Consider the following 26,097-nt stretch of genomic DNA (forward strand, 5'->3'; position numbering starts at 1 on the left):
TCCGCCCTTTTGTTCCGGAGCCTTATTGAGTGTCTGAAAAACCCACAGCGAGCAGACGGCGTAGCCGCCCACAGGCAAAACGCATTGTTATCGCCGGCACAGAGATTATTCCCGGCAGCCGCCAACAGCTGGCGCTGCCGGTCGCCAAGCTCTACACCCATACCGAGCTTTCCATCACCATCAAAACCGTGCGCAGCAAACGCGAGGGGCCAACCCTCTTTGTCAGCGCCGCCATTCACGGCGATGAAATTAATGGCGTAGAGATTGTCCGGCGCCTGCTCCAGCATCGCTCCCTGCGCTCATTGCGCGGCACCTTGGTCACCATCCCCGTGGTCAATGTACACGGTTTTCTGAACAACAGCCGCTACCTGCCCGACGGCCGAGACCTCAACCGGAGCTTCCCCGGCTCGCCCAAAAGCTCATTGGCGGGCCGTATTGCTCACAGTTTTTTTAATGAAGTGGTTGCCCATTGCGACTACGGGATTGACCTTCACACCGGCGCTCGCCACCGCGGAAACCTGCCGCAAATTCGCGCAGACCTTCAAGACGAGCGCACCCGCGCGATGGCCGAAGCCTTCGGCGCGCCGGTAATGCTGCACGCGAAAACCCGCGACGGCTCGCTGCGCGAGGTGGCGAATGACCAAAAGATACCCATTCTGCTGTATGAGGCTGGGGAAGCACTGCGCTTCGACGAGGTGGCCATTCGGGCCGGTGTGTCGGGGATTATCAACGTGATGCGACAGATTGGCATGTTGCCCGCGTCCCGCAGCAAGCGCCCAAAGCGCACGCCGATGGTGACCGATCAGTCTTACTGGGTACGCGCCAGGGTTAGCGGCGTACTGAGAGCACTCGTTCCCCTGGGCGCATTCGTCAAGAAAGATGAGGTTATTGCCGTTATCTCTGACCCTATCGGCGATAGTAGCGGGGATGTCGAGATCGTCGCGAATGATGCCGGCATCGTTATCGGCCGCACTTATCTGCCGCTGATCTACGAGGGCGACGCGCTCTTTCACATCGCCAAATATAAAGCGGATATCGACGAGGCGCTGCTGCACTACAACGAAATTATGGAAGCTTTTGAACCCGAGGCCTCCCCGCCCGCACCTGGCGAAGACCCGCCGATCGCCAGCTAGACCTGCGCACGTTGTTGTAGCGTCTGTCCCTGGCAGTGGCTGTCCATAAAGCTCAGCATTAGCTTCAGGTATTCTTGGCGTCCCAGGTGGATAACATGATTGCCGGGGAACCAGTGCAAATGGCTATCGGGCCAATGGCCGTGCAGTAGCCGCACAAAACGCGGCGGTGTAAAGCGGTCACCCGCACCACCAATAATCATCACTTTTTCGGGGTCTAACAGAGGCTGATAACTCAAGGGGCTGTGTATCGCCATTCCTCGACGCAAGTCCATGGCCGAAAAGCCAGAACGCCGCTCGATCAATTCCATAATCTCGTGGGTCGGCTGCCAGCTTCGAATGGTGTCTACCGGCGCAACCAATGGGGAGTTGGGTATGCAAAAGGCCAGACGCGGCTCAACCGCCGCCAACAAGGCGCTTAGGTAGCCCCCCAAACTCAAACCGGAAATCCCGATATGCGGCGCACCGCGCCGTTCGAGGAAGTCGACCAATACTCGCAGGTCACAGATCGATTGCAGCATGCCCTCGGTCATCTGAGCAAAGCCATCACTAAACAAACCCTGACCACTAAACAATGACAAACGCCCTGCACGCTGCCCATGAAAGGGAATAGTAAACAGTGCAATGTCATAGCCGCGCTCGTAAAACCACGGCAACGAGAAGAAACGGCTATTGAACTCGTAGTCGCTGGCTACCACGCCGTGCACAAAAATCAGCGTCGGTCGCGACCCCTCCGGGTGACTCCAGTACTGCACCTGCGCGCGGCGATTGCGCTGATGGCTGAGGTAGCGGTCCACCATATCCGGGTTCAGTGGCTCAAAGGGGCTGTCGAAGCTGAGCTGAAGGGTGGGTACTTTCTTTCGCCATCCGGCCCAACGCGGTGTTTGCACAGCCTTTACATCCACCTGCGGGGGCGTCTTAAAAACCTTCGTGACATCGCGCTGTGCGGCCAGTCCGGCGTAAAAGTCCATGAACCGGCGCTCATCTGCCAAGGCGCTGGGGTTTAACAGTAGTTTGGGCAACAACGATGCACTGATCGCCGACCCCAACGCGGTGCGCAGCACACGGTCTACCGCAGCGGTTCCGTAAACTTGCAAGGGGGACTCACCGTCGAGCTCGGTACCGTCGGACTGACTGTAAAAATCTTCTGGGAGACTCAACCACCACGGCGGCATCTCCGTCACTTTGGGCAGCGCGTTATCCGTCATTGTTGTCCTTATTATTTATCAGCGTCTCACCTCGTTTTATCATATTCTCCATTAAATGAAAGCCCGCATGTGCCGAGATAAGCTCCTAGCCTTGCCCACTGGCGCGCGACAACCTAAGCTGAGACCTTCGAACACAGGCCAACCGTATGCTTGAGCAGGAAATCCGGCAATTCCTTGACTATCAGCGCGATGTCCGACGGCTTTCTCCCCATACAGTGGAGGCCTACCAGCGCGACCTGAGCAAGCTCGCCAATTATTGCCAAGAGCGCAAACTGACGCACAGCGACGCGCTCGACGCCGCCCATATCCGCCAGTTAATTGCCCAGCAACGAAGCAGTGGCGCCTCTCCGGCGAGCATCCAGCGGCAACTGTCATCACTGCGCAGTTTTTACCAGCATCGTCAACGCGATTTCGGTGCGAAGAAAAACCCCGCCAGTGGAATCGCCGCACCGCGACGGGGGCGCCCCCTGCCTAAAACACTCAATGCAGAAGCGATAGCGCAATTGCTTGCCTTTCCGGGAAGTGAGCCGATTGATCTGCGTGACCGCGCCATAATGGAGTTGTTTTATTCATCGGGCCTGCGTCTCGCTGAGCTCGCCGACCTGGACGTCGACGATATTGATCTGCGCGAAGGACTAGTTGCGGTCACCGGCAAAGGACGCAAGAGCCGCACACTCCCTGTGGGCCGGCTGGCGTGCCAGGCAGTTAAGCGCTGGCTGCGCTGTCGCCCCCAGCCGCAAGACACCGCGCTCTTCACCAGCATGCGCGGCGGGCGCCTTGGCCACCGCGCAATTCAGGGTCGCATCAAACTTCGGGCCCGGCAGCAAGGTATCCCTGAAAACCTTCACCCACACATGCTGCGGCACTCCTTTGCCAGCCACCTATTGGAATCCAGCAGCGACTTGCGCGGCGTACAAGAATTACTGGGTCACGCAAACTTATCCACGACCCAGGTATATACGCACTTGGATTTTCAGCACCTCGCCAAGGTTTATGATCAGGCTCACCCCAGAGCGGGACGCAAAACCAGAAAGGACTAGCCATGGCACGCATTCGCGCAATTAGCTTTGATCTCGACGACACACTCTGGCCAAGCCGCCCGGTGCTGGAGTCCGCAGAGCGCGTGTTTCAGCAAAAAGCACTGGAGCTTGCACCAAAGCTCGCGGAAAATTACCCCGCCGAAGCGCTGCGCGAGCATCGCCTTGCGTTATTGAAGCAGCAACCCGCACTGCGTCACCAGATCAGTGAATGGCGTCGACTCAGTTTGGAACTTGCCCTGCGCGATTGCGGCTATGGCGAGCAGAGTCCCGAGATCGCTGCCGAAGTCTTTACTCACTTCATTGCAGCTCGCCAAAATGTTCAACTCTTTCAGCATGTAGAAGAGGTGTTACGCACGCTTAGCGAGCGATTCCTTTTGGTCAGCTTAACCAATGGCAACGCGGACCTGCGCAAGCACCCCTGCAGTCGACATTTTCACGCCTGCATAAAAGCGGAGGACATCGGCATTAGCAAACCCGACCCTGCTGCCTTTCACGCCGCGCTCACTGCCGCCGGCTGTGCGAAGGATGAGTTGCTTCATATTGGCGACCACCCACGGGATGATATTGACGGCGCGCAGGGGGCGGGCTTAACCAGCATTCAAGCCCTGATGCCTGGCATTGGCCGCGAAAAGCACGCGGGGGCTCAAGGCCACTTTACAGATTGGCGCGAGCTGCCCACGCTTATCGAGCAGGCTGAAAATAGGCGTTAAACGCCGTCTAGATCAGCATCCGCGTGCCCGCTGCGCATATGCGGCTCAAGCTCAGTAATATGACCACCGTGCGCCAGGAATTCAGCGACGTCCCTAGCGAGTTGTTCCCGCATTCGGTCGTGACTCGTCAGCGGCTCATTCACGCCTAAGCCAAGGTGTTTTTTTTGTATCACCGCCTCGAACTTTTGATCCCATCAGCTTACCCTCCGCGTTGGAGAACAGTCAGTCGTCACCGCTTTATACTGCGACCCCAGCCGGGCTGACAAGCGCCTTATTAGGCTTTTTCGTTATGTCACTCAGGCAATATCTACTCAAACAATAATAATGCGTTGATTGACGAACATTCAGGCAAAAAAAATGGCGCCGAAGCGCCATTCACTAAAAAGCTCTGCCGGTTAAATCGCTTCTTCGCCGGTTTCGCCGGTGCGAATACGAATAACCTGCTCCAGCGCGGTAACAAAGATTTTACCGTCGCCAATTTTGCCAGTATTGGCCGCTTTAGTAACGGTATCGATGACCTTCTCCAGCAGGTCATCTGCCACCGCGATTTCCAGCTTCACTTTCGGCAGAAAATCAACAACATATTCCGCGCCGCGGTATAGCTCAGTGTGCCCTTTCTGGCGCCCAAAGCCTTTTACCTCGGTAACCGTAACCCCTTGAACACCAATTTCAGACAAGGCCGCACGCACGTCATCCAGCTTAAACGGCTTAATTACTGCACTTACCAGTTTCATCTCGAAACTATCTCCCAAATGTCGACTTTGCGCTAACTTAGCCTAGGCCCAGTACCCTTGGCAAGCGTAGCGCCATTGCCGCAGCCTATCCCTACAACGGCAAAAGGGCGCCGCAAGGGCGCCCTGATCAAAAGGAGGCGTTGACTTAGCTCTTCACAAACTCGGGGTATGCTTCCATACCGCAGTCTGCCAAGTCCATGCCTTCGTATTCTTCCTCTTCGGTAACACGGATACCCATGACCATTTTCAGTACCAGCCAAACTACCAGGCTTGCACCAAATACCCAGCCAAAGATGGTTGCAGCGCCGATCAGCTGACCGCTGAAGCTCGCACCGTCGTTGGTAACTGGCACCAGCAGCAGACCCAGAAGACCCACAACACCGTGAACAGAGATGGCACCAACGGGGTCGTCGATTTTCAGCTTATCGAGAGCCAGGATGCTGAATACCACCAGTACACCACCCGCGGCACCGAACAAGGTCGCTTGCAAGGCAGTAGGTGTAGAAGGTTCTGCAGTAATCGCTACCAGACCAGCAAGCGCACCGTTCAGCAGCATAGTCAGGTCAGCTTTGCCGAATAAGATGCGGGCTACCGCCAGGGCTGCTACGGCACCACCGGCTGCTGCCGCGTTGGTGTTCAAAAAGACCATGGCAACAGAGTGTGCGTTAGCAGCATCGCCAAGTTTCAGTACTGAGCCACCGTTGAAGCCGAACCAACCCATCCACAGGATGAAAGTACCCAAGGTCGCCAGTGGCAGGTTTGCACCAGGGATCGCGTTAACCTGACCGTTTGCACCGTATTTGCCCTTACGAGCACCGAGCAGCAACACGCCAGCCAGCGCCGCAGCGGCACCTGCCATGTGTACAATGCCCGAGCCAGCAAAGTCAGAGAAGCCAAGGTCGCCGAGGTTATACAAACCGAATACGTCGTTGCCACCCCAGGTCCAAGACCCTTCCAGCGGATAGATCACACCCGTCATCACAACCGCGAAGGCCAGGAATGCCCAAAGCTTCATGCGCTCAGCCACTGCACCGGATACGATCGACATTGCGGTTGCAACGAAGACTACCTGGAAGAAGAAGTCGGAAGCGCCAGAGTACACTGAACCGCCGTCAAAGCCGGCTTCTGCCGAGTCTGCCAACACGCCTTCAAGGTCGAAGTCGCCAATGCCACTTAACAAGATGTCACCGCCGTACATGATCGCGTAACCGCACACCAAGTACATGATGCAGCTGATCGCAAACAACGCGACGTTTTTAGTCAGGATTTCTGTGGTGTTTTTGCTGCGAACCAAGCCCGCTTCTAGCATGGCAAAGCCTGCAGCCATCCACATTACAAGTGCGCCACAGACAAGAAAGTAAAACGTGTCCATTGCGTACTGAAGTTCAAAAATTTGATTTTCCACTGGGATTCCTCCGGAAAAATTTGGGGGCCTACTGCTTTACCACCACCGCGTGGCGGGTAGCCCGCTACTCTTAGATCGCGTCTTCGCCAGCTTCGCCGGTACGAATACGGATCACCTGCTCAAGGGCAGAGACAAAGATTTTGCCGTCACCAATCTTGCCGGTATTGGCAGACTTGCTGATAGCTTCGAGCGTAGCCTCGACATCGCCATCGGCGACTGCTACCTCAATTTTCACTTTCGGCAGAAAGTCCACAACGTATTCCGCGCCGCGGTACAGTTCTGTATGACCTTTCTGTCGCCCGAAACCCTTCACCTCGGTCACGGTGATGCCTTGCACACCGATATCTGACAGGGACTCGCGAACGTCGTCGAGTTTGAAAGGCTTAATAATCGCTGTAATTAATTTCATGTTGTTCTCCTGCTAATAGCCTTGAGGGCAGGCGGGCACTGGAGTACCCGCCGCGATCTAATTACAGGCTTTTTGAGATAGAGAAGACGAAACGGTCGTCTGCAGCGCCGTCAGCCGCCGCGTCGTTGTCAACGTCAGTGCCGTAGTAGGCCAACGTCAGCGTCACATCGGCAACGTCGTAGTTAGCACCGATCATGTAATCGATGTAACTATCGTCGTCATCGACCAGGCCGTCTTCATCTGTGGTTGTTTGACCCACGTGGAAGTCAAGGCTTACGTCTTCCGCTACGCTCATGCTGTAGTCGAGGTTAATTACCGTTGCGTCACCGTTGCCATCACCCAAGTAATCAGGTGAGTACACCAGGCCAAAGCTGAAGTCCGATACAGATACCGACGCAATATATTCTTGGTAATTCAGAGCTGCCTCATCACCGGGGTACATAAAGTGAACAACACCCAGGTCAAGGCCGACACCTTCAGCTACATCGAAGGCATAACCGCCGTAGAAATCCATCTCGGTGGTTACTTCACTGCCGAAATCGACGTTAGACGCCCAAGTACCAACGTAAAAGCCGTTACCAAAGTCGACGTCAAAGCCGCCTTGGATGGCGCCTTTCTCACTAGTTTGTGAGTAGCCACGGAACACATAGTCCGTTGCCATTGTCACGTTACCGCTAATTTCCGCAGCTGACGCCGCGAAAGGGGCTGCTGTTACAACTGCTACACCAAGCATTTTTTTCCAAGTGTTCATGTTCTAGTCTCCGATAGTCTTCTCTCGTTGAACGTATGCGGTTAAGGGAAGGCCCTGAACATCACATGCCTAGCTCTATGCATGGGGCGTGCCAGGTTTTAAAGCGCCCAAAATCAGGGCTTTCCCGCCACAAAACACCCCTTCACGCCCCTTTCCGCACTATTTCAGATCACAAAACAACAACACACCTGAGCTAAGCACCATATCGGTGCAATTTCACATTACTCTCGTTTGCCGCCCCTAAACAGCGCAAACATCGCCGGGAACAAAAACTGTGCACGCTCTGCGACGCCGTGCAAAAGTGCGATAAACTGTCGCCAGCAACGAGAGAGTATCGCCATGGCAAAACCCGACTTTATTTCCCAACTTGCTGAACAGGCCGGGCGCCTGATCAGCCAAGGCCCGGATATTCAGCAAGACATCGAAGCCAAACTGCAGGCACTACTACAAAGCGCCTTCAGCAAGATGAATGTGGTATCGAGAGACGAATTCGATGCGCAAACCGCGGTGCTCAATCGCACCCGCGCTCGTCTGGAAGCCGCCGAGCGGCAGCTGGCCGAGATTACTGCCAGTTTGGAAAGTGCCGAGAATAAATAAACCGTCTTGCGCGCAGCAGGACGGTTGCTCGCAATTGCAAAAATACTCAGGGATTGAGTTATGCCACTGGCCACTGTACACAGCCGTGCGCGCCTCGGGGTAGATGCCCCACTCGTCACCATAGAGGTGCACCTTTCCGCCGGACTTCCGGCCTTCAATATTGTCGGGCTGCCGGAAGCAACCGTACGCGAAGCCAAAGACCGCGTGCGCTCGGCGCTGATCAACTCTCACTTTACCTTTCCCGTCAGCCGCATCACCGTCAACTTAGCGCCAGCAGACCTACCCAAAGAGGGCGGCCGCTTTGACCTGCCTATCGCCATCGGCATCCTCGTTGCCAGCGGCCAATTACAACAACGCGAGACCGAGTCCTATGAGTTCATCGGTGAGCTGGGGCTAAGCGGCGAGCTGAGAACGGTCAATGCTGCCCTGCCCACCGCCCTGGCAACCACAGACGCATCCAGGCAACTGGTCTTGCCCGCCGGCAGCGCCTCACTGGCAGAGCTGCTCCCCCCGGATACATTGCAGGAGGCCACAGATCTGCTTGGCGTGGTGGCTTTTCTAAAGGGCCAGCAGAGTTTGGGGCCGCCGACAGACGCCGCCGATACACGGCCCGCTGCCTATCCGGACATGCGCGATGTACGCGGTCAGTTGTTGGCAAAGCGTGGGCTGGAGATCGCTGCAGCGGGATTTCACAGCCTGCTATTTAGCGGCCCTCCCGGCACGGGTAAAACGCTGTTAGCAAGTCGGCTGCCAGGCATTCTGCCGCCCCCTACCGAGCAGGAATGTCGCGAAATCGCCATTGTCCAGTCGATCGTTGGCCAACCACTGCAGCTTCAGCGCCCATTTCGCAACCCACATCACACCGCCTCGGCCGCCGCGCTTGTCGGCGGCGGCAGTAGCCCGCGCCCCGGTGAAATCAGCCTTGCTCATCGCGGCGTGCTTTTCCTCGATGAATTGCCCGAGTACCCGCGCAAAGTGCTGGAAGTACTGCGCGAGCCCATAGAATCGGGCGAGGTGGTCATCTCCAGAGCGCGCCATCAACTCCGATTTCCGGCTCGATTCGCTTTGGTAGCGGCCATGAATCCTTGCCCCTGCGGCTTTGACGGCGATCCCCAAAAGGCCTGTCGTTGCACCCCCGACCAAATACTGCGCTACCGCAGCCGTGTATCGGGGCCCTTGTTGGACAGGATTGACTTGCGCTTGCGCCTGAATCGCATGGCCGCCGGTGAGCTACAAGACAGCCCTGAGGGCGAACCCAGCGACGCCATACGCGCTCGGGTGAGCGCAGCGCATCAGCGCCAGCTCGACCGCCAGGGCTGCAGCAACGCCCTGCTTGATGCCGGGCAGCTCAGCCGGTTTTGCCCCTTAGATACCGAGGGTAAAGCCTTCATCCGGGACATCGAAGCGCGCATCAACCTCAGTGCGCGCGGCCAGCACCGCCTGATAAAGACGGCGCGCACCATCGCCGACCTCGAAAGCAGCAACGATATTGGCCTGAAGCACTTGCGCGAGGCCGCGCTCTACCGCGGAGAACTCTGACCCCAGGTAGGTGACTATACGAATCTATTTCACAGCCATCGGCACTTACAATCGAACACCATATAAGAAGAACTTCTAGGATTTCGGGGTTATGCCGAATGTTTTGATCGTCGAGGACAACCGCTCGCTGGCCAGCATGGCCAGAGCAATTATCGAGGATATTCCCGGCTTTCAGGCCTGTGTCGCTGCCAGCGGCGCTGAAGCAAAACAGTTAATACGCGACACCAAAACGCCCTTTACCGCCGCCCTCGTCGACTTAAACCTACCTGACGCCCCCAATGGCGAAGTGGTACCGGTGGTGCAATCCTTTGACATCCCCGTGGTGGTGCTAACCGGCTTCTTCGGCGACGAGCTGCGCAATCGCATGATCGAGCTCGGTGTTGTCGACTACGTGCTAAAGAAGAACATTAGCGCCTACGACTATGCCAGTCGGCTGGTTGAGCGTATTCATCGCAATCGCAGCACGCAGGTATTGGTTGTCGATGACTCGCCATCGGCCGCCGCCATGCTGAAGCGCTACTTGGAAATTCAGTGTCTGAATGTGTTGGTTTGCCACAACGGCCAAGAGGCCCTCGACTGTATTCGCGAGCAACCCAATATCCGCCTGGTCCTGACTGACTACAATATGCCGGTATTGGACGGCTTCGACTTTATTCAACAAGTACGCGCCAAGTACGCGAAGGATCAACTAGCGATCATTGGCCTGTCCAGCTCTAACGACGCCCGGCTCTCTGCGCGTTTTCTAAAAAGTGGCGCCAATGACTTTATTAGCAAACCCTTTGGCTACGAGGAGCTGCTCTGCCGGGTAAACCAAAACCTGGAATACATGGATCGCATCGACGAGATACGAGACGCGGCAAATCGCGACTACCTGACCAAGCTCTACAACCGCCGCTATTTTTTCAGTGAGGCGCAATTGCGTCATCAGCAAGCGCAGTTTCAAGAACTGCCGCTGTCGGTTGCCATGCTGGATATCGATCATTTTAAGCATATTAATGACAGCCTCGGCCACGACGCTGGCGACACGGCGCTAAAACACCTCGCAGCGCTGCTGCAATCCGCCTTCCCTGACGATCTGATCGCCCGTTTCGGCGGTGAGGAATTTTGCATACTCAGCGAGCAAAATGCCGAACACACCTTTGATCGACTCGACGACTTTCGCCGCAAACTGGCCAACAATCCGGTCAAGGAAAACGGCTACGATATTACGCTGTCCGTCAGCGGCGGCTTGAGCAATGGCCAAGATGACAGTCTGGATACACTGATAAAAATGGCTGACAGCAAGCTTTACCAAGCGAAAGAATCCGGTCGCAATCGCATTGTTGTGTAGGGCTTAAGCCAATTGCTTGCGCCACTGGCTTGGCGACACCCCCGTCCACACTTTGAAGGCCCGACTAAATACCGCCAGCTCAGAATAACCCAAGCTCAAAGCCAGCGTTGTCAGGTCAATATCGCTGTGCGCTAAATGCTCGCAGGCCAAATATTGGCGACGCGCGGACAGCACCTGAGCAAAACTGCTTCCCTCGCACTGCAGGCGCTGCTGAAGACTGCGCGGATGTAAGCCCATCACCCTAGCCACCATGCTTAAGCTGCACTCTCCCGTTGGCAGCAACGCCGTTATCGTTTGATCCAACTGCTGGCGCAGGCTTAACGAGGCCGGCTCAGATGCGCCCCGCCACTGCGCGCTTAAGCGTGAGCGCAGGCCGGGCTCTACATCGACCGCCGAGCTCATCAGCGACAATGGATAACGCAGTGCATCGCAGCCCTCATCGGGCTCTACCCGGCAGCCAAACAGCGCCGAAAGCTCCGCCGCCGCAGGTGCCTGCGCTCGCAGAGCCAGGGAGTCTGGACGCACGGGGGAGCTCTGCAACTGCTCCAAGCAACGCGCCAACAACGCCAAACTCAAGCCTGCCAGCTGCCCGCAATCCACCACCGAGGCGAAAGCAAAGTCCATGCGTATTTCGATGAATCGCTCGCTGGATATTGCGCTAACCACCACACCCTTGGCATGAAAATCGAGGTTACGCTGCATCATTCGCAGGGCATCGGCTATCGTTGCCTGCAAACACATAGCCGAACCCAGCGCCCCCACGGCCTCTAGCCCCTGCCGCACTCCCAACTGCACCCCAAAATCCTCGCGTCCACAGCGTTCGGCGGCAGCCGTCATTAACTGCGCTAAGACGGTATAGGAAAGGTATAGATCCGGGTCGTGTACCACCGCGGGCGTCAAACCAAATTCCGCCATCAGCGCATTGGGGTTCTGGCCGCAATCTCGCACCCACTCAGAAAAACCCAGTAGGGCACCACTTCGAACAAAATGCTGCACGGCAGACTCGCGCTTTATCAAATATTGACTCGCAATATATCAAGCCTGACCACGAAAACGTAGATAAGCTCCAGCCTGCAATAACGCTAATAATGTAAGAGGCGCTCACCATGCTCCCCAAACCCGCTATGGATCACAAAGCATTACTCACGCTGAACACCCACGAAATGCCCATGTACAAAGATGCCTTGCCAGGCGTTCCCGGTGTTGATGCGCAGCCCCTGTTCCTCGACCCCCACCAGGGTATTTGGGTGCTTCGCGCCGTCTTTCACCCTGGCGTTGTCTTGCCCAAGCACTACCATACCGGCACTGTGCATCTGTTCACCCTGTCGGGCAGCTGGAACTATGTGGAATATCCCGACCAACCCCAAACTGCGGGCAGCTATCTCTATGAACCCGGCGGCTCTATCCACCAATTTACGGTGCCTGCCGACGCCAGCGAGCCAGCCGTTGCCGTAATGGTGGTCTATGGCGCCAACGTCAATTTCGACGATGAAGGCAACTACCTCGGCATTATGGATGCGAGCGATATCATGCATATGTTTGACGAGCTGGTCGCCGAGCGCGGCATGGAACCCGCCCGCTATATTCGCCCCGCGGCTGCCGACTACACGTGCCCCACAGCATGACCACAGCGCCACTGCCAAAGCGGGTATTCATCACAGGCGCACAAGGCTTTATCGGCCAGCAGTTAATGAGGCGCTACCGGGACCTCGGCTGTGACGTGCGCGGCATGGACTTGCAGGGCAATCCAGAGCAAGGCATCGTCGCCGCCGACCTCTGCCAGCCCAAGCAGTGGGCCCACCATGTGGAGGGTTGTGAGTTATTCATACACACCGCAGCGGTCGTGTCACTGTCGGCATCATGGGCAGAGTATCGGCGCATTACCGTCGACGGTGTGCGCCACGCCTTGGCAAATGCGCAACGCGCTGGCTGTCGACGATTCGTGCACTTCTCTTCGATTCTTGCGATGGGCTATGACTACGTTGATGGCGCTGACGAGCAGGCTCCCGTCGTGATCGGCAAAGATTGTCGCTATGGTGTTGCCAAAGGTGCCAGCGAACATCTGGTACTCGCCGCCCACGCCAGCAGCAACATCGACTGCTGCATTATTCGCCCTGGCGACGTTTATGGTCCCGGGTCGCGAGCCTGGCTGCTCGAGCCCATTAAAATGGCGCGATCCGGCAGGCTTTTGTTGCCCAATGGCGGTCGCGGTATCTTTACGCCCATCTATATCGACGATCTGATAGACGGCACGCTGCTCACGGCGCACAGCGAGGCGGCCAGCGGGCAAATTTTCATCCTGTGGGGAGAGCAAACCGTCAGCTGCGGGGAGTTTTTCAGTTACCACTGGCGCTGGGCAGGGCGACGCGGTCGGCCACCCAGCCTGCCGCTGCAGGCCGCCATTCCCCTAACAAAAGCAATACACACCCTTAATCGATGGCGCGGCGTGCGCGATGAGGCCTGCCCGGATACGATGCGCATGTTCAACCGAAAAGGGGCCTTTAATGGCCGTAAAGCCCGGGAATTATTAGGATTTGAGCCCAAAGTCTCCCTCGCTGAGGGCATGGAATATTCAGCGCAGTGGCTTCGTGAGATCGGCGAGCGCTAAAGGCGAAATAACACTATGAAAACACCCCCTCATTGTATTATCTCCGGAGGCGCCAGCGGTCTCGGCCTTGGACTGGCACTTCGTTTGCTCGAGCGCGGCTACCGCCTCAGTATTCTCGACCTCTCATTTGGCGAAAGCGCCAAGCAACAGTTGTCACAAGCCGCCGCATCAAGCGCGCATTGGCAGGCCTACACCGTGGATATTCGCAATGCGCAGGCCTGCGCAGAAGCCGCCGCCAGCGCCTTAGACAACTATGGCACTATCGAGCTGGCAATCAACTGTGCCGGGGTCATACTCAACTGCCGGTTTGCAGAGATGACCGCCGAGGACTTTGCCCGCGTTGTTGAGGTCAACCTCTGCGGCAGCGTGCACTTTGCCAGAGCGGTCTTGCCCCACATGGCGGCGGGCAGTCGCTTAGCACTGGTTGCTTCAATGGCAGGGCTGGTCAGCAACTATGGCTACGCCGCCTATGGCGCGTCCAAGTTCGGTGTTGTCGGCTTAGCAACCACACTGCGCTATGAATACGAGCCTCTTGGAATTGGCATCTCCTGTATTTGCCCACCCGAGGTCGAGACGCCCATGGTTGAGAGTGAGCGCCAGCAGGGCGACCCAATCTCTCTGGAGCTTAAAAAATTCGCCGGTTCACTGGATACCAACACCGCACTTGACGGCATAATGCGCGGCTTGGATGCGGGCCGCTGGATGATCATTCCCGGTGTACGCAGTCGGTTTACGGCGTCCCTTGCCAGGTATTGTCCGTGGATTTTTAACCGAGTAATGCAGTTCATGATCCGCCGCCTGCTGCATAAAGGTCATCATTGAGGAGTGCACCGTGACACCCGAACGCCATGCTTTCAGCCATCGAGGGCTTCACCTGTCCTATTTGGACTCCGCTCCTAATGATCATCTACGCCCAACGGCACTGCTGCTGCATGGCTTCCCCGACCAAGCGGAAATGTGGCAACCACAAATACAGGCTCTGCACCAAGCGGGCTTTCGCTGCATTGCCCCAGACACCGTAGGCTGTGGCCATTCCGACATTGCCCCCAAACAAAGCGATTATCACGCCGACAACATCGTCAGCGATCATCTGGCACTGCTTAAGCACCTAAAAATCAAGCAAAGCCATGTGGTCGGCCACGACTGGGGGGCCGTTATCGCTTGGATATTGGCGGCGAAGCATCCTGGCAGTGTCCAGCGCCTGGCGGTTATGTCGGTCGGCCACCCCACCGTTTATGCTCGCGCGGGCTGGGCCCAAAAACGCGCGGGCTGGTATACTTTGTTTTTCCAGCTGCGCGGCCTGGCGGACAGCCTACTCGCCGGTAGCGGGCGCTTCTCACTCCGCCGGATCTTCGGCTCTCACCCGAATATGGACGAGGTGATGTCGCGTTTACGCCAAGCCGGCAGAATGCGTGCAGCAGTGCGCATTTATCGCGCCAATTTTGCCGAAATACTACTGCGCAAGCAGCCGCCTGTTAGCGCGCCGACGCTCGGTTTGTGGAGTGCGCAAGATGCCTTTTTAACCGAGGATCAAATGCGCGACTCTGCAGCGCGGGTCAATGGGCCGTGGCGCTACCAAAAGCTCGATGGCGGGCACTGGATGAGTCTCAGCCAGGCCGAGACCGTAAACGGGTTATTGCTCGAGCACTTCCGCGCTTAACTCCCCCGCCCGCAGTAAAGAAGCAACTGCGCTCAGCGCAGGGATAGCGGTGTCGAATTAACGATGGCACTGCTACAATTGCCAGCCTTTTTTCGGCCCAGTGATTTAGCGTGAGCAAACTCAACGATCGACAACGCGAGGCGGTTCTGTACATCGACGGCCCGCTGCTGGTATTAGCCGGTGCAGGCAGCGGCAAGACCAGTGTTATCACGCGCAAGATGGCCTATTTGATCGAAAAATGCGGCATTCCCGCCCGGCATATCGCGGCGGTTACCTTCACCAACAAAGCGGCCCGCGAAATGAAGGAACGAGTGGGCACACTCGTCAAAGGCAAAGCCGCTCACGGCCTCACCGTGTCGACCTTCCACAACCTCGGCATGAATATCCTGCGCCGTGAATACGCCGCCCTGAAATACAAATCGGGCTTCTCAATTTTTGATGCGCAAGATGCCCAGGCCCTGATTCGCGACCTACTTATTCAAGAACACGGCAGCGACGGCGATCAAGCAGACCGTATCCAGCAACGTATTTCCCATTGGAAAAACGAGTTCGTTATGCCCGAGCAGGCCGTCGCTGAGGCGGAAGGCCCCGCTGACATGCTCTGCGCCCAGGCTTACATTCGCTACCAAAAAGCGTTGAAAGCCTATAACGCCCTGGACTTCGACGATCTGATCCTGTTGCCAGCGCTGCTGTTTGAGCAGCACCCCGACATCCTCGACAAGTGGCGCAATAAAATTCGCTACATGCTGGTCGATGAATATCAGGATACCAACAGCGCGCAATATACGCTGGTGAAGCAATTGGTCGGCGACCGGGGCGGCCTCACCGTGGTGGGGGATGACGACCAGTCCATTTACGCCTGGCGCGGTGCAAAACCGGAAAACCTGTCACTACTCGGCAAGGACTACCCTCACCTGAAGGTCGTCAAGCTTGAGCAAAACTACCGTTCTACCGCGCGCATTCTTAAAGCGGCCAATACCGTTATCGCCAACAACCCCCACGAGCTGAACAAGGCATTGTGGTCGGACCTGGGCTTTGGCGACCCCATCCGCATTATTCGCTGCCGCAATGAAGATGCCGAAAACGAGCGGGTGGCAGTCGAGATTCTCGACCACAAGATTCGCACCGGCGGTCGCTTTGGTAATTACGCCGTGCTTTATCGCGGCAACCACCAGTCACGCCTGCTGGAACTCAAACTACAAAGCCACCAAATACCTTACAAGCTGAGCGGCGGTACCTCCTTCTTTGGTCGCAACGAGATCAAGGACATCATGGCCTATCTGCGGCTTATCATTAACCAGAATGATGACAACGCCTTTCTGCGCATCGTCAACGTGCCGCGCCGCAAAATTGGTACCTCAACACTCGAAGCCCTGGGGAGCTACGCCACCGAGCGGGAAATTAGCCTATACAGCGCCTGCGAGGAAATGGGCTTGGCTCAACGACTGCCGGAATCGGCCATCACCCGCCTGCGTGAGTTCACTCAATGGCTGGACGGGATGCGGCGGCGCTGCTACGAGGACGACGCCATCGCAGCCGTTAAACAGCTCTGCAACGATATCGACTACCTGGACTGGCTGATACAAAACAGCTCATCGGTCGCCGTCGCCGAACGACGCATGAACAATGTGCACACCCTCATTGCCTCGCTGGAGCAAAACCTCAACGACGAGGAACGCGACGAGAGCTTTGAGGAAGCGATTAGCCGACTGGTGCTCCGCGATTTAATGGAGCGCCAGGCCGACGAGGAAGAAAGTGCCGATCAAGTGCAGCTGATGACACTGCACGCTGCAAAAGGCTTGGAGTTTCCCCACGTGTTTATGATCGGCATGGAGGAAGGGCTGCTACCTCACCAAAACAGTATCGACGATGACATGGTGGAAGAGGAGCGACGGCTCTGCTACGTCGGTATCACTCGCGCCCAACGCACGCTGACGATGACCTACTGCGCCAAGCGCAAAAGCTTCGGTGAATTTACCAGCTGTGACCCCAGCCGCTTTTTAGCTGAGCTGCCGCAGGATGATGTCGAGTGGGAAGGTCGCGCCGACGCCGACCCGGCGCAAAATCAAAAACGCGGCGGTGAAACCTTGGCCAGCCTGCGCGACATGCTTGGCTGAGTTAGAGATCACCGCCGGGGCGAAAGTCTGGCCAGGTAATCAAGCTCAACCCCTTGTCGACAAAGCCATTGTCCTTGGCATATCGCAACGCCCGATCAAGATTAACAACGCCATTTCTCAGCGGATCGAGTCGCACACCAACAGAAAGCACACTCGTGGTTGCCAGCGCTCGGCCCTGACTGTCTAATACCGGCCCGCCACTGTCTCCCGGCACCGCAGGCGTATCGGTAGATACGCTGTAAGACCAGCCGCCACCCTCAACCGCAACAATACTCCCCACCATCGTTTCTAACTCCCGAACACCAAAGTGCAGTGACGAATGGCCGTAGAGAAAAATATCCTCTCCCACGTCAGCCGTGCCAGTGGCCAGCGCAACGGGGCCACCAAAAGCGACGGTGGCAGGATGAATATTCGCAATATCATCGGGGTGCAGTTTTACCAGGGCAAAGTCGTTGTAGCGGCACGCATCTGAACCGGGGGTTTCACCCACCTCTTGCATCGCCCGCCAGCTGCTATATACCAGCTCCGCTGGCTGCTGAGCATTTTCGACTATCACCTGATTAAAGCCGATATCCAAGCTGCGGCTCTCACAGGGGTCAACCCCGCTGTTGGTGTCTGGGCTAAAGCAATGTGCGGCCACCCCAAGAAACACCGTTTCGGCGTTGAGCTGGTAGAGGAAATTACTCGTGCAGCTGGAGCCGTCGGCAACAACCTCAACACCGGGACGTATCTGAGTCGCCAGCGGCTCGCCAAAGCTCACGGCTCCACCACCGCCACTCACCGGCGGCTGACCGCCCCCTGTTGGGGCCTCCGGTGAACTCGGCGTATTACCGCCGCTCGAGGAGGAGCCACCACAGGCGGCTATCAAGCAACCTGCCGCTATCAGAATGAGTACCTTGTTCATCACGTTTCGCCTGCCCCGCTCGCTAGTTACTGCATAATGTACGCAGCTATTACTCAAAACTCTACGGAATGTCACAGTGTGTAGATGCCGCCAGTACCTTTTTCAACGCAAAAAAAAAGCCGCGACTAGCGCGGCTTCGGCAGACTGAATAGCAATTACTTGCTGTTCTCAATCATGTAGTCGACGGCGGCGATCACCTCGTCGTCTGAGCAGCTCATGCACAGGCCTTTCGCCGGCATCATGCCAATGTTGCTGAAACCGTTAATAGCATTAGCATAGACGGCGTCCAAACCTTTTTCCGTGCGCGCCGCCCAGTCAGCAACGTCACCCAACTTTGGCGCACCACCCGCGCCAACCGCATGACAGCCCTGACAGCTGCTGGTATACACTTCTTCGCCTGATTTCGCCGCGCCGCCCGCAGCCGCCACGGTGGCGCCACAGCTGCTGTCGCCCTGCAAGCAAACTTGGCCAGCTGGCGCGATGCGAGACTCAACCTCTGCACGCTGCTTATCAGTCATTGCCCATGCTGAAACACCGGCCAGCAACGCAACGACCACTACCAGCATTTTACCCATCTGATTCATCACGATTTTCCACCCTCTCGAAATTGCGGCTGCTCAGCCTAAAAATTCTGCTGCGCATTATATCCACATGCTGCCTATTACTCCACTGACCAAAATGCCGCAGCCCAAGCCCCGTGCAGAACCGGTGGCAAGGCATGAATCTGCCGAAATTCCAAATTGAGAGTCCCACCTTGCTCTGCTATAGTTGCGCGCTGCTAAACCGCCCGTAGCTCAGCTGGATAGAGCGTCGCCCTCCGGAGGCGAAGGTCAGAGGTTCGAATCCTCTCGGGCGGGCCATTCGCGGCCTTTTTCCATTCTCTTCCGCAGTGCCTCACCCCTTCGGCCTAATATTATTGCCAAAATTCTCGATAGGGCTTTGTTACCGGCTATTAGATAATGCGTCTCTCGGATGGATCCGACGGTTTTGCCACGAAGGAACGCAGCTATGTTTAATAACACCCTGAATAACCACCTTATGATTCTCACCGGTGCCATGCTGGTGTTGGCCTTATTCCTCCCAGAGATTCACTAAGCCACGGCCTTACCGACACCACTCGTCCTTGATCTGTAAACATTTGCACCGCGTAAATGTGATAAATCCTTCAGGGAGTGACGAGATGCAACAGCAATTATTTGAGCGTATCCGGGTACAGCGAGCCGTGAGCGAGTGCTATTCGTACCTGCGCGACTTCTCCAACATCGAGCAGTGGGATCCGTCGGTGTATCGCGCCGAAAAACTCGAGGCCGCCTCATCGGTGCCCGCTAACTACAGACTCAGCTTTAACAGGCCCAGCAAACAGCTGACCATGCACTATCGGGAAACCCACGCTGAGGAAAATAAATTGGTGTCCTTGGAGGGCTATTCACTGGCAGATGACGGCGGTGACAACCCCGGCCGTCTGCACGCCGTGGACGATATCGAGTTTGAAGCGCTCGGGCCCGAACTCACCGAAATTCGCTACCGCGCAACGCTCACCTTCGACGGCTTACCGTCGGCACTTTCTCCGCTTTTCAAGCCTGCCCTTAACCGGCTCAGTAAACGCGTGGCAAAGGGGATTGCCGATGCCCTGAATCCGAAGCCTAGCCCCCGCGCCAAGCCCAAACTGTCAACGCGTATTCACGACCAACTTATCCTGCCCGGCGCCATAAATTTCAGTAAGCACGGCTATTTAAGCATGGCAGACAAAGCGCTGAGCGAACGCATGGATGGCAAAGTCGTGGTGTTAACGGGGCCTACCAGCGGTTTGGGGCTCGCCGCGGCTAAACTTCTGGCCGGCCTGGGGGCTACGTTGGTACTACTCGGGCGCGGTGACGAGCGCTTGCGGGACTGCACTCGCAACATTCTCAACAGCAGTGGTTGCGAGACCAGTAACATACACTCTTACAACGTCGAGCTATCCTCCCTCGCACAAACCTCGGCGACGGCCAAACAGCTGCTCACTGACTTTCCAAACATTGATGTGCTCATCAACAATGCCGGAGCACTGTTTGCTGAACGTGAAGAAACCGAAGAAGGCAACGAACTTGCCTTGGCGGTAAATCTGCTCAGCCCAGTGCTGCTGAGCAAACTGCTCAGCCCCGCTTTTACTGACAGTTCGCGGATCGTCAATGTTGTGTCTGGCGGCCTGTATTTGTCGGCCCTTCGCCAACAGGACATGCAATGGCGCAAGTCGAAGTACAACGGCAGTGGCGCTTACGCAAACGCGAAGCGAGCGCTGCTGTGCTATACCCAAATTCAACAGCAAGAGACTCTGCCAGCCACCTACGCTATGCACCCAGGCTGGGCGGCCACCCCCGGCGTGGAAAAGTCACTGCCTGCGTTTAACCGACTGATGTCCGGGGTGTTGCGCGACAGCCGAATGGCTGCAGATACCGCAGTTTGGCTGGCATCCGCAGCGAAATTACCGCGCAGCGGAGCGCTCTGGCTAGACCGGCAGCCGCACCCGACGTCGGTAATACCGGGCACCGAGCCCAGTGCATCGCAACAAGCCTGGCTAGAACAGTGGCTAGAAGACCAACTGGCGCCGTATCTATAACCGGGTAGCCAAGGAGCACGTTATGGGAACACAACAGGAAAGTGTCGCGGTTATTGGTGCCAGCGGCTTTATAGGCCAGGCACTGTGCTGCCAACTGCTCGCTCAGGGCTACGAGGTGCACGCGGTGGGTCGCTCGAAGGCCCATTTACAAGCAATTTTTGGGGAAGGGCAAGCTGACATCCAGCTGCATGATTACAGCACCTTGCGTGAGATCGACGCCCATATCGTGGTGAATCTGGCCGGGGAAAACATTGCCGCAAAGCGATGGAGCGCACAGCAAAAAGACCGACTACTGAGCAGCCGCCTCTCAGCGACCGAGCAAGTAAACGTCGCGGTAAAACACTGGCCGTCACTTCACACCTTCATCAATGCATCGGCGATCGGCATTTATGGCGATGGCGGTGACAAAGCGCTCAATGAAAATTCCCCAATTGGCCGAGGATTCTCTGCTGAACTTTGCCAACGCTGGGAAGAGAGCATCAACAGCCCCTGCCGGACCATTATCGCCAGGTTTGCGGTCGTGCTGGACAGAGACAGAGAGGCAGGCGCTCTGGCGAAAATGCGGCCGGCCTTTTCACTCGGTGTTGGCGCCTACTTCGGCCACGGCAAGCAGTGGCAGGCCTATATCCATCGCCATGACGCCGTTAAAGCGCTGCTCTTTTTGATTGAGAACAAGGAGTTAGAGGGCGCATTCAATATCAGCGGGCCCGAGCCTGTCACAAATCGCGAGTTCAGCCAGTTACTGGCAAATAAACTGCGGCGGCCCCTGCTGTTTTCAATTCCTGAATTTGCCGCGAAGATCCTGTTTGGAGAAATGCGGGAGTTATTCTACTGCTCCCAACGCATTATTCCTGACGGCTTACTGAGGGCAGGTTTTTCCTTCGACTTTCCCACCATTGACCGTATGCTCGACGATGCGCTCCAACACCCCGACCGTCACCAGTAGACGATGTCTCACATTATCTCGCTCTGATCTCGTCTGGTGGCAGAACGAGGAAAAGCTATGATGAAGGTGTCAAGGATGACACCGGTGCATACAAGGACGTATCGCACCACTTGGGTTTTCTGCTAGGCAGTGAAACACCACATTATGCAGAGACGGCTTTGCAGCTCTTTCCCAAACTATGCACAATGGCGGCGTTATACCATCGCTCAGCAAAAGCTCCCTGAGGCACTATCTCCGATCTAGAAAGAATTCACCCCAGCGAACACTGGGGTTTTTTTATTGGGGGTAAAATGCCAATAAGAGCTCTCTGAGCACCCGCACAAAAGAGCCCTTATCTTCGTTTACTTGCCTTTAATGCCCAGCAGTTCCACTTCAAAAACCAGTGCCGCATTGGGGCCAATCATCTGTCCCGCGCCACCAGGGCCGTAGGCCAGGTCAGAGGGGATAAACAGTTTCCACTTGGAGCCAACCTTCATCATCTGCAGCGCTTCAGTCCAGCCCGCGATCACACCATTCACCGGGAAGCTTACGGTTTCACCCCGCTGATAGGAGCTGTCAAACACGCTGCCATCCAGCAATGTTCCCTCGTAGTGCACTTCTACCGTGTCACTCTCGCTCGGGCTCGCGCCATCTCCTTCTGCCAGTACCTTGTATTGCAGACCGCTGTCGGTGACGACAACACCCTCGGCAGACGCATTTTCTGCCAGAAATGCCTCAGCTTCTTTACGGTTTGTTTCAGCCAGGGCCTGAGATTCCACCTGACGTTCGGCCATCTGCTTTTGCTGGTAAGCCTGCAGCGTTGACATAATCTCTTCATCGCTCATTTTCAGCTCACCGCCGGCAATGGCGTCGCGTACACCCGCGCTAAATGCATCGACATCCAGCGGTAAGTCGTCGCCGAATCGCGAACCAATATTTGCGCCAATTCCGTAGCTTACCTTCGCAATCTCGGAATCTAATGATGGTTCAGAGTTATTGCCACCGCAGGCAGCCAGCAACCCGCTCATTACCACCGCACCCACTACTGTTTTTTTCATGAAACTACCTTAGTTCTTAGGGAATTGGGAACCGCCGAGTCATTCGGCGACACCTGTGTCAGACCATAGTCTGCCACAAGCGTTCACATAGACACAGGCGCAGACAAAAATTGGCGCCAACCAGCAGATAGCTTCCCGCCAACAAGTTTGTATAATGGAATTTGACGGTTTTTTAATCATTCCGCGGGCCCATAACTATGGTATTTAATAAAAAGAAAGTAAAAGAGAAGCCCTTGGCCGAGCTGCAGCGCCTCCAGTCAGAACTGGAAACGCTGCGCGCCAAACAGCTCGCCACCCTCGAAAAACAGCTACAAGCCATTGAAAAATCAGTAGAAACGCAGAAAACAAAAACAGAGAAGGCGCGCCACAACCACAGTGAAGCGAAACAGCGGCTGCGCGACAAGCAAGGCGAGAAACCCAGCCTGATCAAGCGGGCGGAAGACAGCCTGACCAGGGCCCAACAACAGCTGGACGATGCACAAACCCAGCTTGCGGAGCTGCGCAGTGAAGCATTGAGCCTAAAGCTCCAGTTGCGCAAAGAAAAAGCGGTAATCAAAGCAATGAATGATGCCGAAAAATCACTCAAAGCGACAAAAAAAGCGCCAGCAGTGACCAAAACGGCGAAAGCACCCGCAACAAAAAGTACCAAGGCCGCACCGAAAGAAAGCTCCTCCCCGACCAAAGCCGCGTCAAAGCCGAAGCCGAAGTCAGAACCAAAAGCCGCCAAAAAGCCTGAAACGCCTGTAACACCGAAAAAAAGCCAGGTTCCGCCGAAAGCAAAAGCGCCAGCCACGCCAAAAAGCGCTGACGCTACCAGCACTACCGCAACGCTGGCGAAGAAAGCCACACCACGACAACGTCTGCCCAAGCGGATGAGCGACATTCCCAGCCACCCGAATAAGGCCGAAGACCGCCTGGCAAGTCTGTTCGACGACTTCTAACACCGCCTTTACCGTTCTGTGCTTAATGCCCTGACGAGACGATCAAGAACGGTCTTCTCGGCGGCCCCGGCAACAGCGCGGATATTACGTTGCAATAATTGCAGCGTTGGCACTTGCTCTGGATTCCAAGGCAAGACTAGCTCCTCTAGCTGTGCCAGCTGCCAGCGCTCGGCCGCAAGCTCCGCCTGTTTCAGGCTCTGATAGGTATCGCGCTGCCGCTCACAGGCCTCGCCGCCCTGGGGCCGGCTGGCACGCCGCAACGCGCGAAGCGGCTCTATCAGCGAATCCTGTAGCGCGCTCGCGCCGCTAACCAGCACTTGCACACGCGGCCCTGTCAGCGGTATGCCGCGCTCGGCCAGATAGGCCGCAACCATAATTAACAGTACGTTTACCCCGGCTTCATCTTGCAAGGCTATGCAGCATTCGGCGACGCCATCGCGCGCATAACGCTCAAGCGCATAGTCCCACAACACACCGCTTTGTGAAGAATCTGTCTCGCTTGCCATAAAATCTGCCGACTCACCTATACACCCGCGCTATAATCGCGCCCCATGATTGAACTGATAAATCTCAGCTTACAACGCGGTGGCAAAGCCTTGCTAGAGGAGGCGTCGCTGCGCGTGAATCCCGGCGAGCACATGGCGCTGGTTGGTGCCAATGGCAGCGGTAAATCCAGCCTGTTTAAACTGCTGTGCAATGAGCTCAGCTATGACAGCGGCGACCTGCAGATGCCCGCGCAATGGCAGATCGCGCAAATGCGCCAGGAAGTAGAGGCCAGTGACCGGCCGGCAATCGAATACGTGATTGACGGCCACCAGCACTACCGCCGCATCGAGGCCGATATCGAGGCCTGCAATGACGACCATCGCCTTGCCGAGCTGTTGGCGGAGATGGAGCTGATCCACGCCTACCAAATTCGCAGCGACGCCGAACAACTCCTGCAGGGGCTGGGCTTTGCGCTGACAGAGGTGGACAAGCCGGTCAGTGACTTTTCGGGGGGCTGGCGCATCCGCCTCAATCTAGCCCAGGCCCTGATGTGCCCATCGGACCTTTTGCTGCTCGACGAACCGACCAACCACTTGGATCTCGACGCCAGTCTGTGGCTGGAACAGTGGCTGCGACGCTATGAAGGTACGCTGCTGCTTATCTCCCACGACCGCGATTTTATCGACGCCTGCTGCGACTTTGTCGTTCACCTGGAACACCATCAACTCCATCGCTATCGCGGCAATTACAGTGCCTTCGAACGCCAGCGAGCAGAGCGCCTGGCGCAGCAACAGCAAGCCTATGAAAAGCAGCAGGCTGAGCGCGCCCATATGGAAGATTTTGTGCGCCGCTTTCGCGCCAAAGCCAGTAAAGCCAAGCAGGCACAAAGCCGACTTAAAGCCCTTGAGCGCATGAGCGAGATCGCTCCCGCGCATGTAGACTCCCCCTTCCATTTTCGCTTTTATGCGCCGAGCCAGTACTCCGACCCGCTGCTGGGACTCAGCAATGCCGCGCTGGGGTATAGTGAGCCCTTACTCAACAAGGTAAACCTGAGCATTCACCCAGGTAGCAGAATAGGCCTGCTCGGTGCTAATGGCGCGGGTAAGTCGACACTAATGAAGTCCCTCGCGGGGACACTAACGCCACTCAGCGGGCAGCTCCACAGCGGCGAACACCTGCACATGGGCTACTTCCACCAACACCAGTTGGAGTCTTTGGACCTCAATGCCAGCCCGCTGTTGCAGCTTCAGCGTCTTCGGCCCGACGCCCGAGAGCAGGATATTCGTAACTTTCTCGGCGGCTTTAACTTTAAGGGTGAGCGCGCCGAGGGTAGCTGCTTACATTTCTCCGGCGGTGAAAAAGCGCGCCTTGCGCTCGCCATTATTGTTTGGCAGCGGCCCAACGTACTGCTACTCGATGAGCCCACCAACCACCTAGACCTGGAGATGTGTCACGCGCTCACCAGCGCCCTCCAGGAATTTGAAGGTGCGGTGATTGTGGTCTCCCACGACCGCCACCTGTTGCGCAATACCGTCGACGAGCTACTGCTGGTCGACAATGGCTCGGTTAGCCCCTTCGACGGCAGCCTGGATGACTACCGCCAATGGCTATTGAGCCGCAACAGAGAACTTGGCGATAAGCCGCAGTCGGCCAGCACGGCGCCCGTTGTCGACAAGAAGAAAGCGCGCCAAGACGCCGCCGCGAAACGCGCAAAACTGGCCCCCCTCAACAATGAGATAAAAAAACTAGAGCGAACACTGCAAAAAGTCTCCGAGCAGTTGCAGGCCATAGAAGCTCAGCTCGCCGACACCAGCCTGTACGATGAGGCCAACAAACAACAATTGAAAACACTGTTGGCTGAGCAGGCGCGCCTGCAAACAGAAAACAACACTGCGGAAGAGGCGTGGCTGGAACTGCAAGAACAACTGGAAGCACTGGCAGACTGA

Annotated in this window: 26 protein-coding genes and 1 tRNA gene; 16 read left to right on the top strand and 11 right to left on the bottom strand. The window is 56.5% G+C overall.

The annotated features are described in order from the left end of the window. Positions 1 to 29: 29 nt before the first annotated feature. Positions 30 to 1,133, top strand: a complete 1,104-nt coding sequence (locus HNR64_RS00905; RefSeq protein WP_204994752.1) for a succinylglutamate desuccinylase/aspartoacylase family protein — start codon at positions 30 to 32, stop codon at positions 1,131 to 1,133. Here the strand turns inward: HNR64_RS00905 and HNR64_RS00910 are convergent. Then, entirely contained in the window at positions 1,130 to 2,338 is a 1,209-nt protein-coding gene (locus HNR64_RS00910) for an alpha/beta hydrolase family protein (protein WP_204994753.1), read from the bottom strand. The genes HNR64_RS00905 and HNR64_RS00910 overlap by 4 nt on opposite strands. Positions 2,339 to 2,484: 146 nt before the next feature. Between HNR64_RS00910 and xerC the strand changes: the two genes are divergently transcribed. Both xerC and HNR64_RS00920 read left to right on the top strand, forming a co-directional pair. Continuing rightward, positions 2,485 to 3,378: a tyrosine recombinase XerC gene (gene xerC / locus HNR64_RS00915; RefSeq protein ID WP_204994754.1), complete on the top strand. Its 894-nt coding sequence runs from the start codon at positions 2,485 to 2,487 to the stop codon at positions 3,376 to 3,378. A gap of 2 nt (positions 3,379 to 3,380) precedes the next feature. Continuing rightward, positions 3,381 to 4,088: an HAD family hydrolase gene (locus HNR64_RS00920; RefSeq protein WP_204994755.1), complete on the top strand. Its 708-nt coding sequence runs from the start codon at positions 3,381 to 3,383 to the stop codon at positions 4,086 to 4,088. On the opposite strand, the gene HNR64_RS17515 is transcribed toward HNR64_RS00920, so the two are convergent. The 5 genes from HNR64_RS17515 to HNR64_RS00940 form a co-directional block, all read right to left on the bottom strand. Further along, positions 4,085 to 4,261 carry a hypothetical protein gene (locus HNR64_RS17515; RefSeq protein ID WP_420853742.1) on the bottom strand — a complete coding sequence of 59 codons (177 nt, stop codon included), beginning with the start codon at positions 4,259 to 4,261 and terminating at the stop codon, positions 4,085 to 4,087. The two genes, HNR64_RS00920 and HNR64_RS17515, sit on opposite strands and share 4 nt — an antisense overlap. A gap of 222 nt (positions 4,262 to 4,483) precedes the next feature. Next, a complete protein-coding gene (gene glnK / locus HNR64_RS00925; RefSeq protein WP_027873226.1) occupies positions 4,484 to 4,822 on the bottom strand; it encodes a P-II family nitrogen regulator in 339 nt (112 codons plus the stop codon). A gap of 145 nt (positions 4,823 to 4,967) precedes the next feature. Beyond that, a complete protein-coding gene (locus HNR64_RS00930) occupies positions 4,968 to 6,227 on the bottom strand; it encodes an ammonium transporter (RefSeq protein WP_204994756.1) in 1,260 nt (419 codons plus the stop codon). 70 nt (positions 6,228 to 6,297) lie between these two features. Further along, on the bottom strand, positions 6,298 to 6,636 hold the full coding sequence (gene glnK, locus HNR64_RS00935) for a P-II family nitrogen regulator (RefSeq protein ID WP_027873228.1): 339 nt from the start codon (positions 6,634 to 6,636) through the stop codon (positions 6,298 to 6,300). A 61-nt stretch (positions 6,637 to 6,697) separates the two neighbouring features. Continuing rightward, complete coding sequence (locus HNR64_RS00940; protein WP_204994757.1) at positions 6,698 to 7,387, bottom strand: TorF family putative porin; 690 nt, start codon at positions 7,385 to 7,387, stop codon at positions 6,698 to 6,700. A gap of 339 nt (positions 7,388 to 7,726) precedes the next feature. Here HNR64_RS00940 and HNR64_RS00945 point away from each other — a divergent pair, with 339 nt between their 5' ends. The 3 genes from HNR64_RS00945 (at position 7,727) to HNR64_RS00955 (ending at position 10,853) form a co-directional block, all read left to right on the top strand. Next, on the top strand, positions 7,727 to 7,984 hold the full coding sequence (locus HNR64_RS00945; RefSeq protein WP_027873229.1) for an accessory factor UbiK family protein: 258 nt from the start codon (positions 7,727 to 7,729) through the stop codon (positions 7,982 to 7,984). Between the two features lie 60 nt (positions 7,985 to 8,044). Then, a complete protein-coding gene (locus HNR64_RS00950; RefSeq protein WP_204994758.1) occupies positions 8,045 to 9,523 on the top strand; it encodes a YifB family Mg chelatase-like AAA ATPase in 1,479 nt (492 codons plus the stop codon). A 91-nt stretch (positions 9,524 to 9,614) separates the two neighbouring features. Further along, entirely contained in the window at positions 9,615 to 10,853 is a 1,239-nt protein-coding gene (locus HNR64_RS00955) for a GGDEF domain-containing response regulator (protein ID WP_027873231.1), read from the top strand. Between the two features lie 3 nt (positions 10,854 to 10,856). Here HNR64_RS00955 and HNR64_RS00960 read toward each other — a convergent pair whose 3' ends face one another. Next, complete coding sequence (locus HNR64_RS00960; RefSeq protein WP_204994759.1) at positions 10,857 to 11,849, bottom strand: AraC family transcriptional regulator ligand-binding domain-containing protein; 993 nt, start codon at positions 11,847 to 11,849, stop codon at positions 10,857 to 10,859. A gap of 110 nt (positions 11,850 to 11,959) precedes the next feature. Between HNR64_RS00960 and HNR64_RS00965 the strand changes: the two genes are divergently transcribed. The 5 genes from HNR64_RS00965 (at position 11,960) to rep (ending at position 17,238) form a co-directional block, all read left to right on the top strand. Further along, positions 11,960 to 12,478 (top strand): 2,4'-dihydroxyacetophenone dioxygenase family protein, encoded by a 519-nt coding sequence (locus tag HNR64_RS00965; RefSeq protein ID WP_204994760.1) that lies wholly within the window; start codon positions 11,960 to 11,962, stop codon positions 12,476 to 12,478. Further along, the gene (locus HNR64_RS00970; RefSeq protein ID WP_204994761.1) at positions 12,475 to 13,461 is read left to right on the top strand and encodes an NAD-dependent epimerase/dehydratase family protein; all 987 of its coding nucleotides are present in this window, start codon (positions 12,475 to 12,477) and stop codon (positions 13,459 to 13,461) included. Before HNR64_RS00965 ends, HNR64_RS00970 begins: the two co-directional genes overlap by 4 nt. 15 nt (positions 13,462 to 13,476) lie before the next feature. Next, complete coding sequence (locus HNR64_RS00975) at positions 13,477 to 14,283, top strand: SDR family NAD(P)-dependent oxidoreductase (protein ID WP_204994762.1); 807 nt, start codon at positions 13,477 to 13,479, stop codon at positions 14,281 to 14,283. Positions 14,284 to 14,293: 10 nt separating this feature from the next. Then, positions 14,294 to 15,121, top strand: coding sequence for an alpha/beta fold hydrolase (locus tag HNR64_RS00980; RefSeq protein WP_204994763.1), 828 nt, complete (start codon positions 14,294 to 14,296; stop codon positions 15,119 to 15,121). A gap of 110 nt (positions 15,122 to 15,231) precedes the next feature. Further along, positions 15,232 to 17,238 (top strand): DNA helicase Rep, encoded by a 2,007-nt coding sequence (rep, locus tag HNR64_RS00985; protein WP_204994764.1) that lies wholly within the window; start codon positions 15,232 to 15,234, stop codon positions 17,236 to 17,238. 1 nt (position 17,239) lies between these two features. Here the strand turns inward: rep and HNR64_RS00990 are convergent, their stop codons facing one another. After that, complete coding sequence (locus HNR64_RS00990) at positions 17,240 to 18,142, bottom strand: S1 family peptidase (protein ID WP_204994765.1); 903 nt, start codon at positions 18,140 to 18,142, stop codon at positions 17,240 to 17,242. 155 nt (positions 18,143 to 18,297) lie between these two features. Further along, positions 18,298 to 18,726 (bottom strand): c-type cytochrome, encoded by a 429-nt coding sequence (locus tag HNR64_RS00995; RefSeq protein ID WP_204995020.1) that lies wholly within the window; start codon positions 18,724 to 18,726, stop codon positions 18,298 to 18,300. A gap of 199 nt (positions 18,727 to 18,925) precedes the next feature. Between HNR64_RS00995 and HNR64_RS01000 the strand changes: the two genes are divergently transcribed. From HNR64_RS01000 to HNR64_RS01010, 3 genes are all read left to right on the top strand, one after another. After that, positions 18,926 to 19,002: transfer RNA gene (locus tag HNR64_RS01000), tRNA-Arg, on the top strand. A 320-nt stretch (positions 19,003 to 19,322) separates the two neighbouring features. Continuing rightward, positions 19,323 to 20,741, top strand: coding sequence for an SDR family NAD(P)-dependent oxidoreductase (locus tag HNR64_RS01005; protein ID WP_204994766.1), 1,419 nt, complete (start codon positions 19,323 to 19,325; stop codon positions 20,739 to 20,741). A 22-nt stretch (positions 20,742 to 20,763) separates the two neighbouring features. Continuing rightward, complete coding sequence (locus HNR64_RS01010; RefSeq protein WP_204994767.1) at positions 20,764 to 21,687, top strand: TIGR01777 family oxidoreductase; 924 nt, start codon at positions 20,764 to 20,766, stop codon at positions 21,685 to 21,687. Positions 21,688 to 22,028: 341 nt separating this feature from the next. On the opposite strand, the gene HNR64_RS01015 is transcribed toward HNR64_RS01010, so the two are convergent. Beyond that, on the bottom strand, positions 22,029 to 22,724 hold the full coding sequence (locus tag HNR64_RS01015; RefSeq protein WP_027873247.1) for a BamJ family beta-barrel-assembly machinery protein: 696 nt from the start codon (positions 22,722 to 22,724) through the stop codon (positions 22,029 to 22,031). A gap of 197 nt (positions 22,725 to 22,921) precedes the next feature. Between HNR64_RS01015 and HNR64_RS01020 the strand changes: the two genes are divergently transcribed. Beyond that, a complete protein-coding gene (locus HNR64_RS01020; protein WP_027873248.1) occupies positions 22,922 to 23,665 on the top strand; it encodes a hypothetical protein in 744 nt (247 codons plus the stop codon). 8 nt (positions 23,666 to 23,673) lie between these two features. On the opposite strand, the gene HNR64_RS01025 is transcribed toward HNR64_RS01020, so the two are convergent. Beyond that, complete coding sequence (locus HNR64_RS01025; protein WP_204994768.1) at positions 23,674 to 24,171, bottom strand: TIGR02444 family protein; 498 nt, start codon at positions 24,169 to 24,171, stop codon at positions 23,674 to 23,676. Between the two features lie 45 nt (positions 24,172 to 24,216). Between HNR64_RS01025 and HNR64_RS01030 the strand changes: the two genes are divergently transcribed. Next, a complete protein-coding gene (locus HNR64_RS01030) occupies positions 24,217 to 26,097 on the top strand; it encodes an ATP-binding cassette domain-containing protein (RefSeq protein ID WP_204994769.1) in 1,881 nt (626 codons plus the stop codon).

Origin of the sequence: Spongiibacter marinus (genome assembly GCF_016906995.1) — a bacterium.
Classification (GTDB): domain Bacteria; phylum Pseudomonadota; class Gammaproteobacteria; order Pseudomonadales; family Spongiibacteraceae; genus Spongiibacter; species Spongiibacter marinus.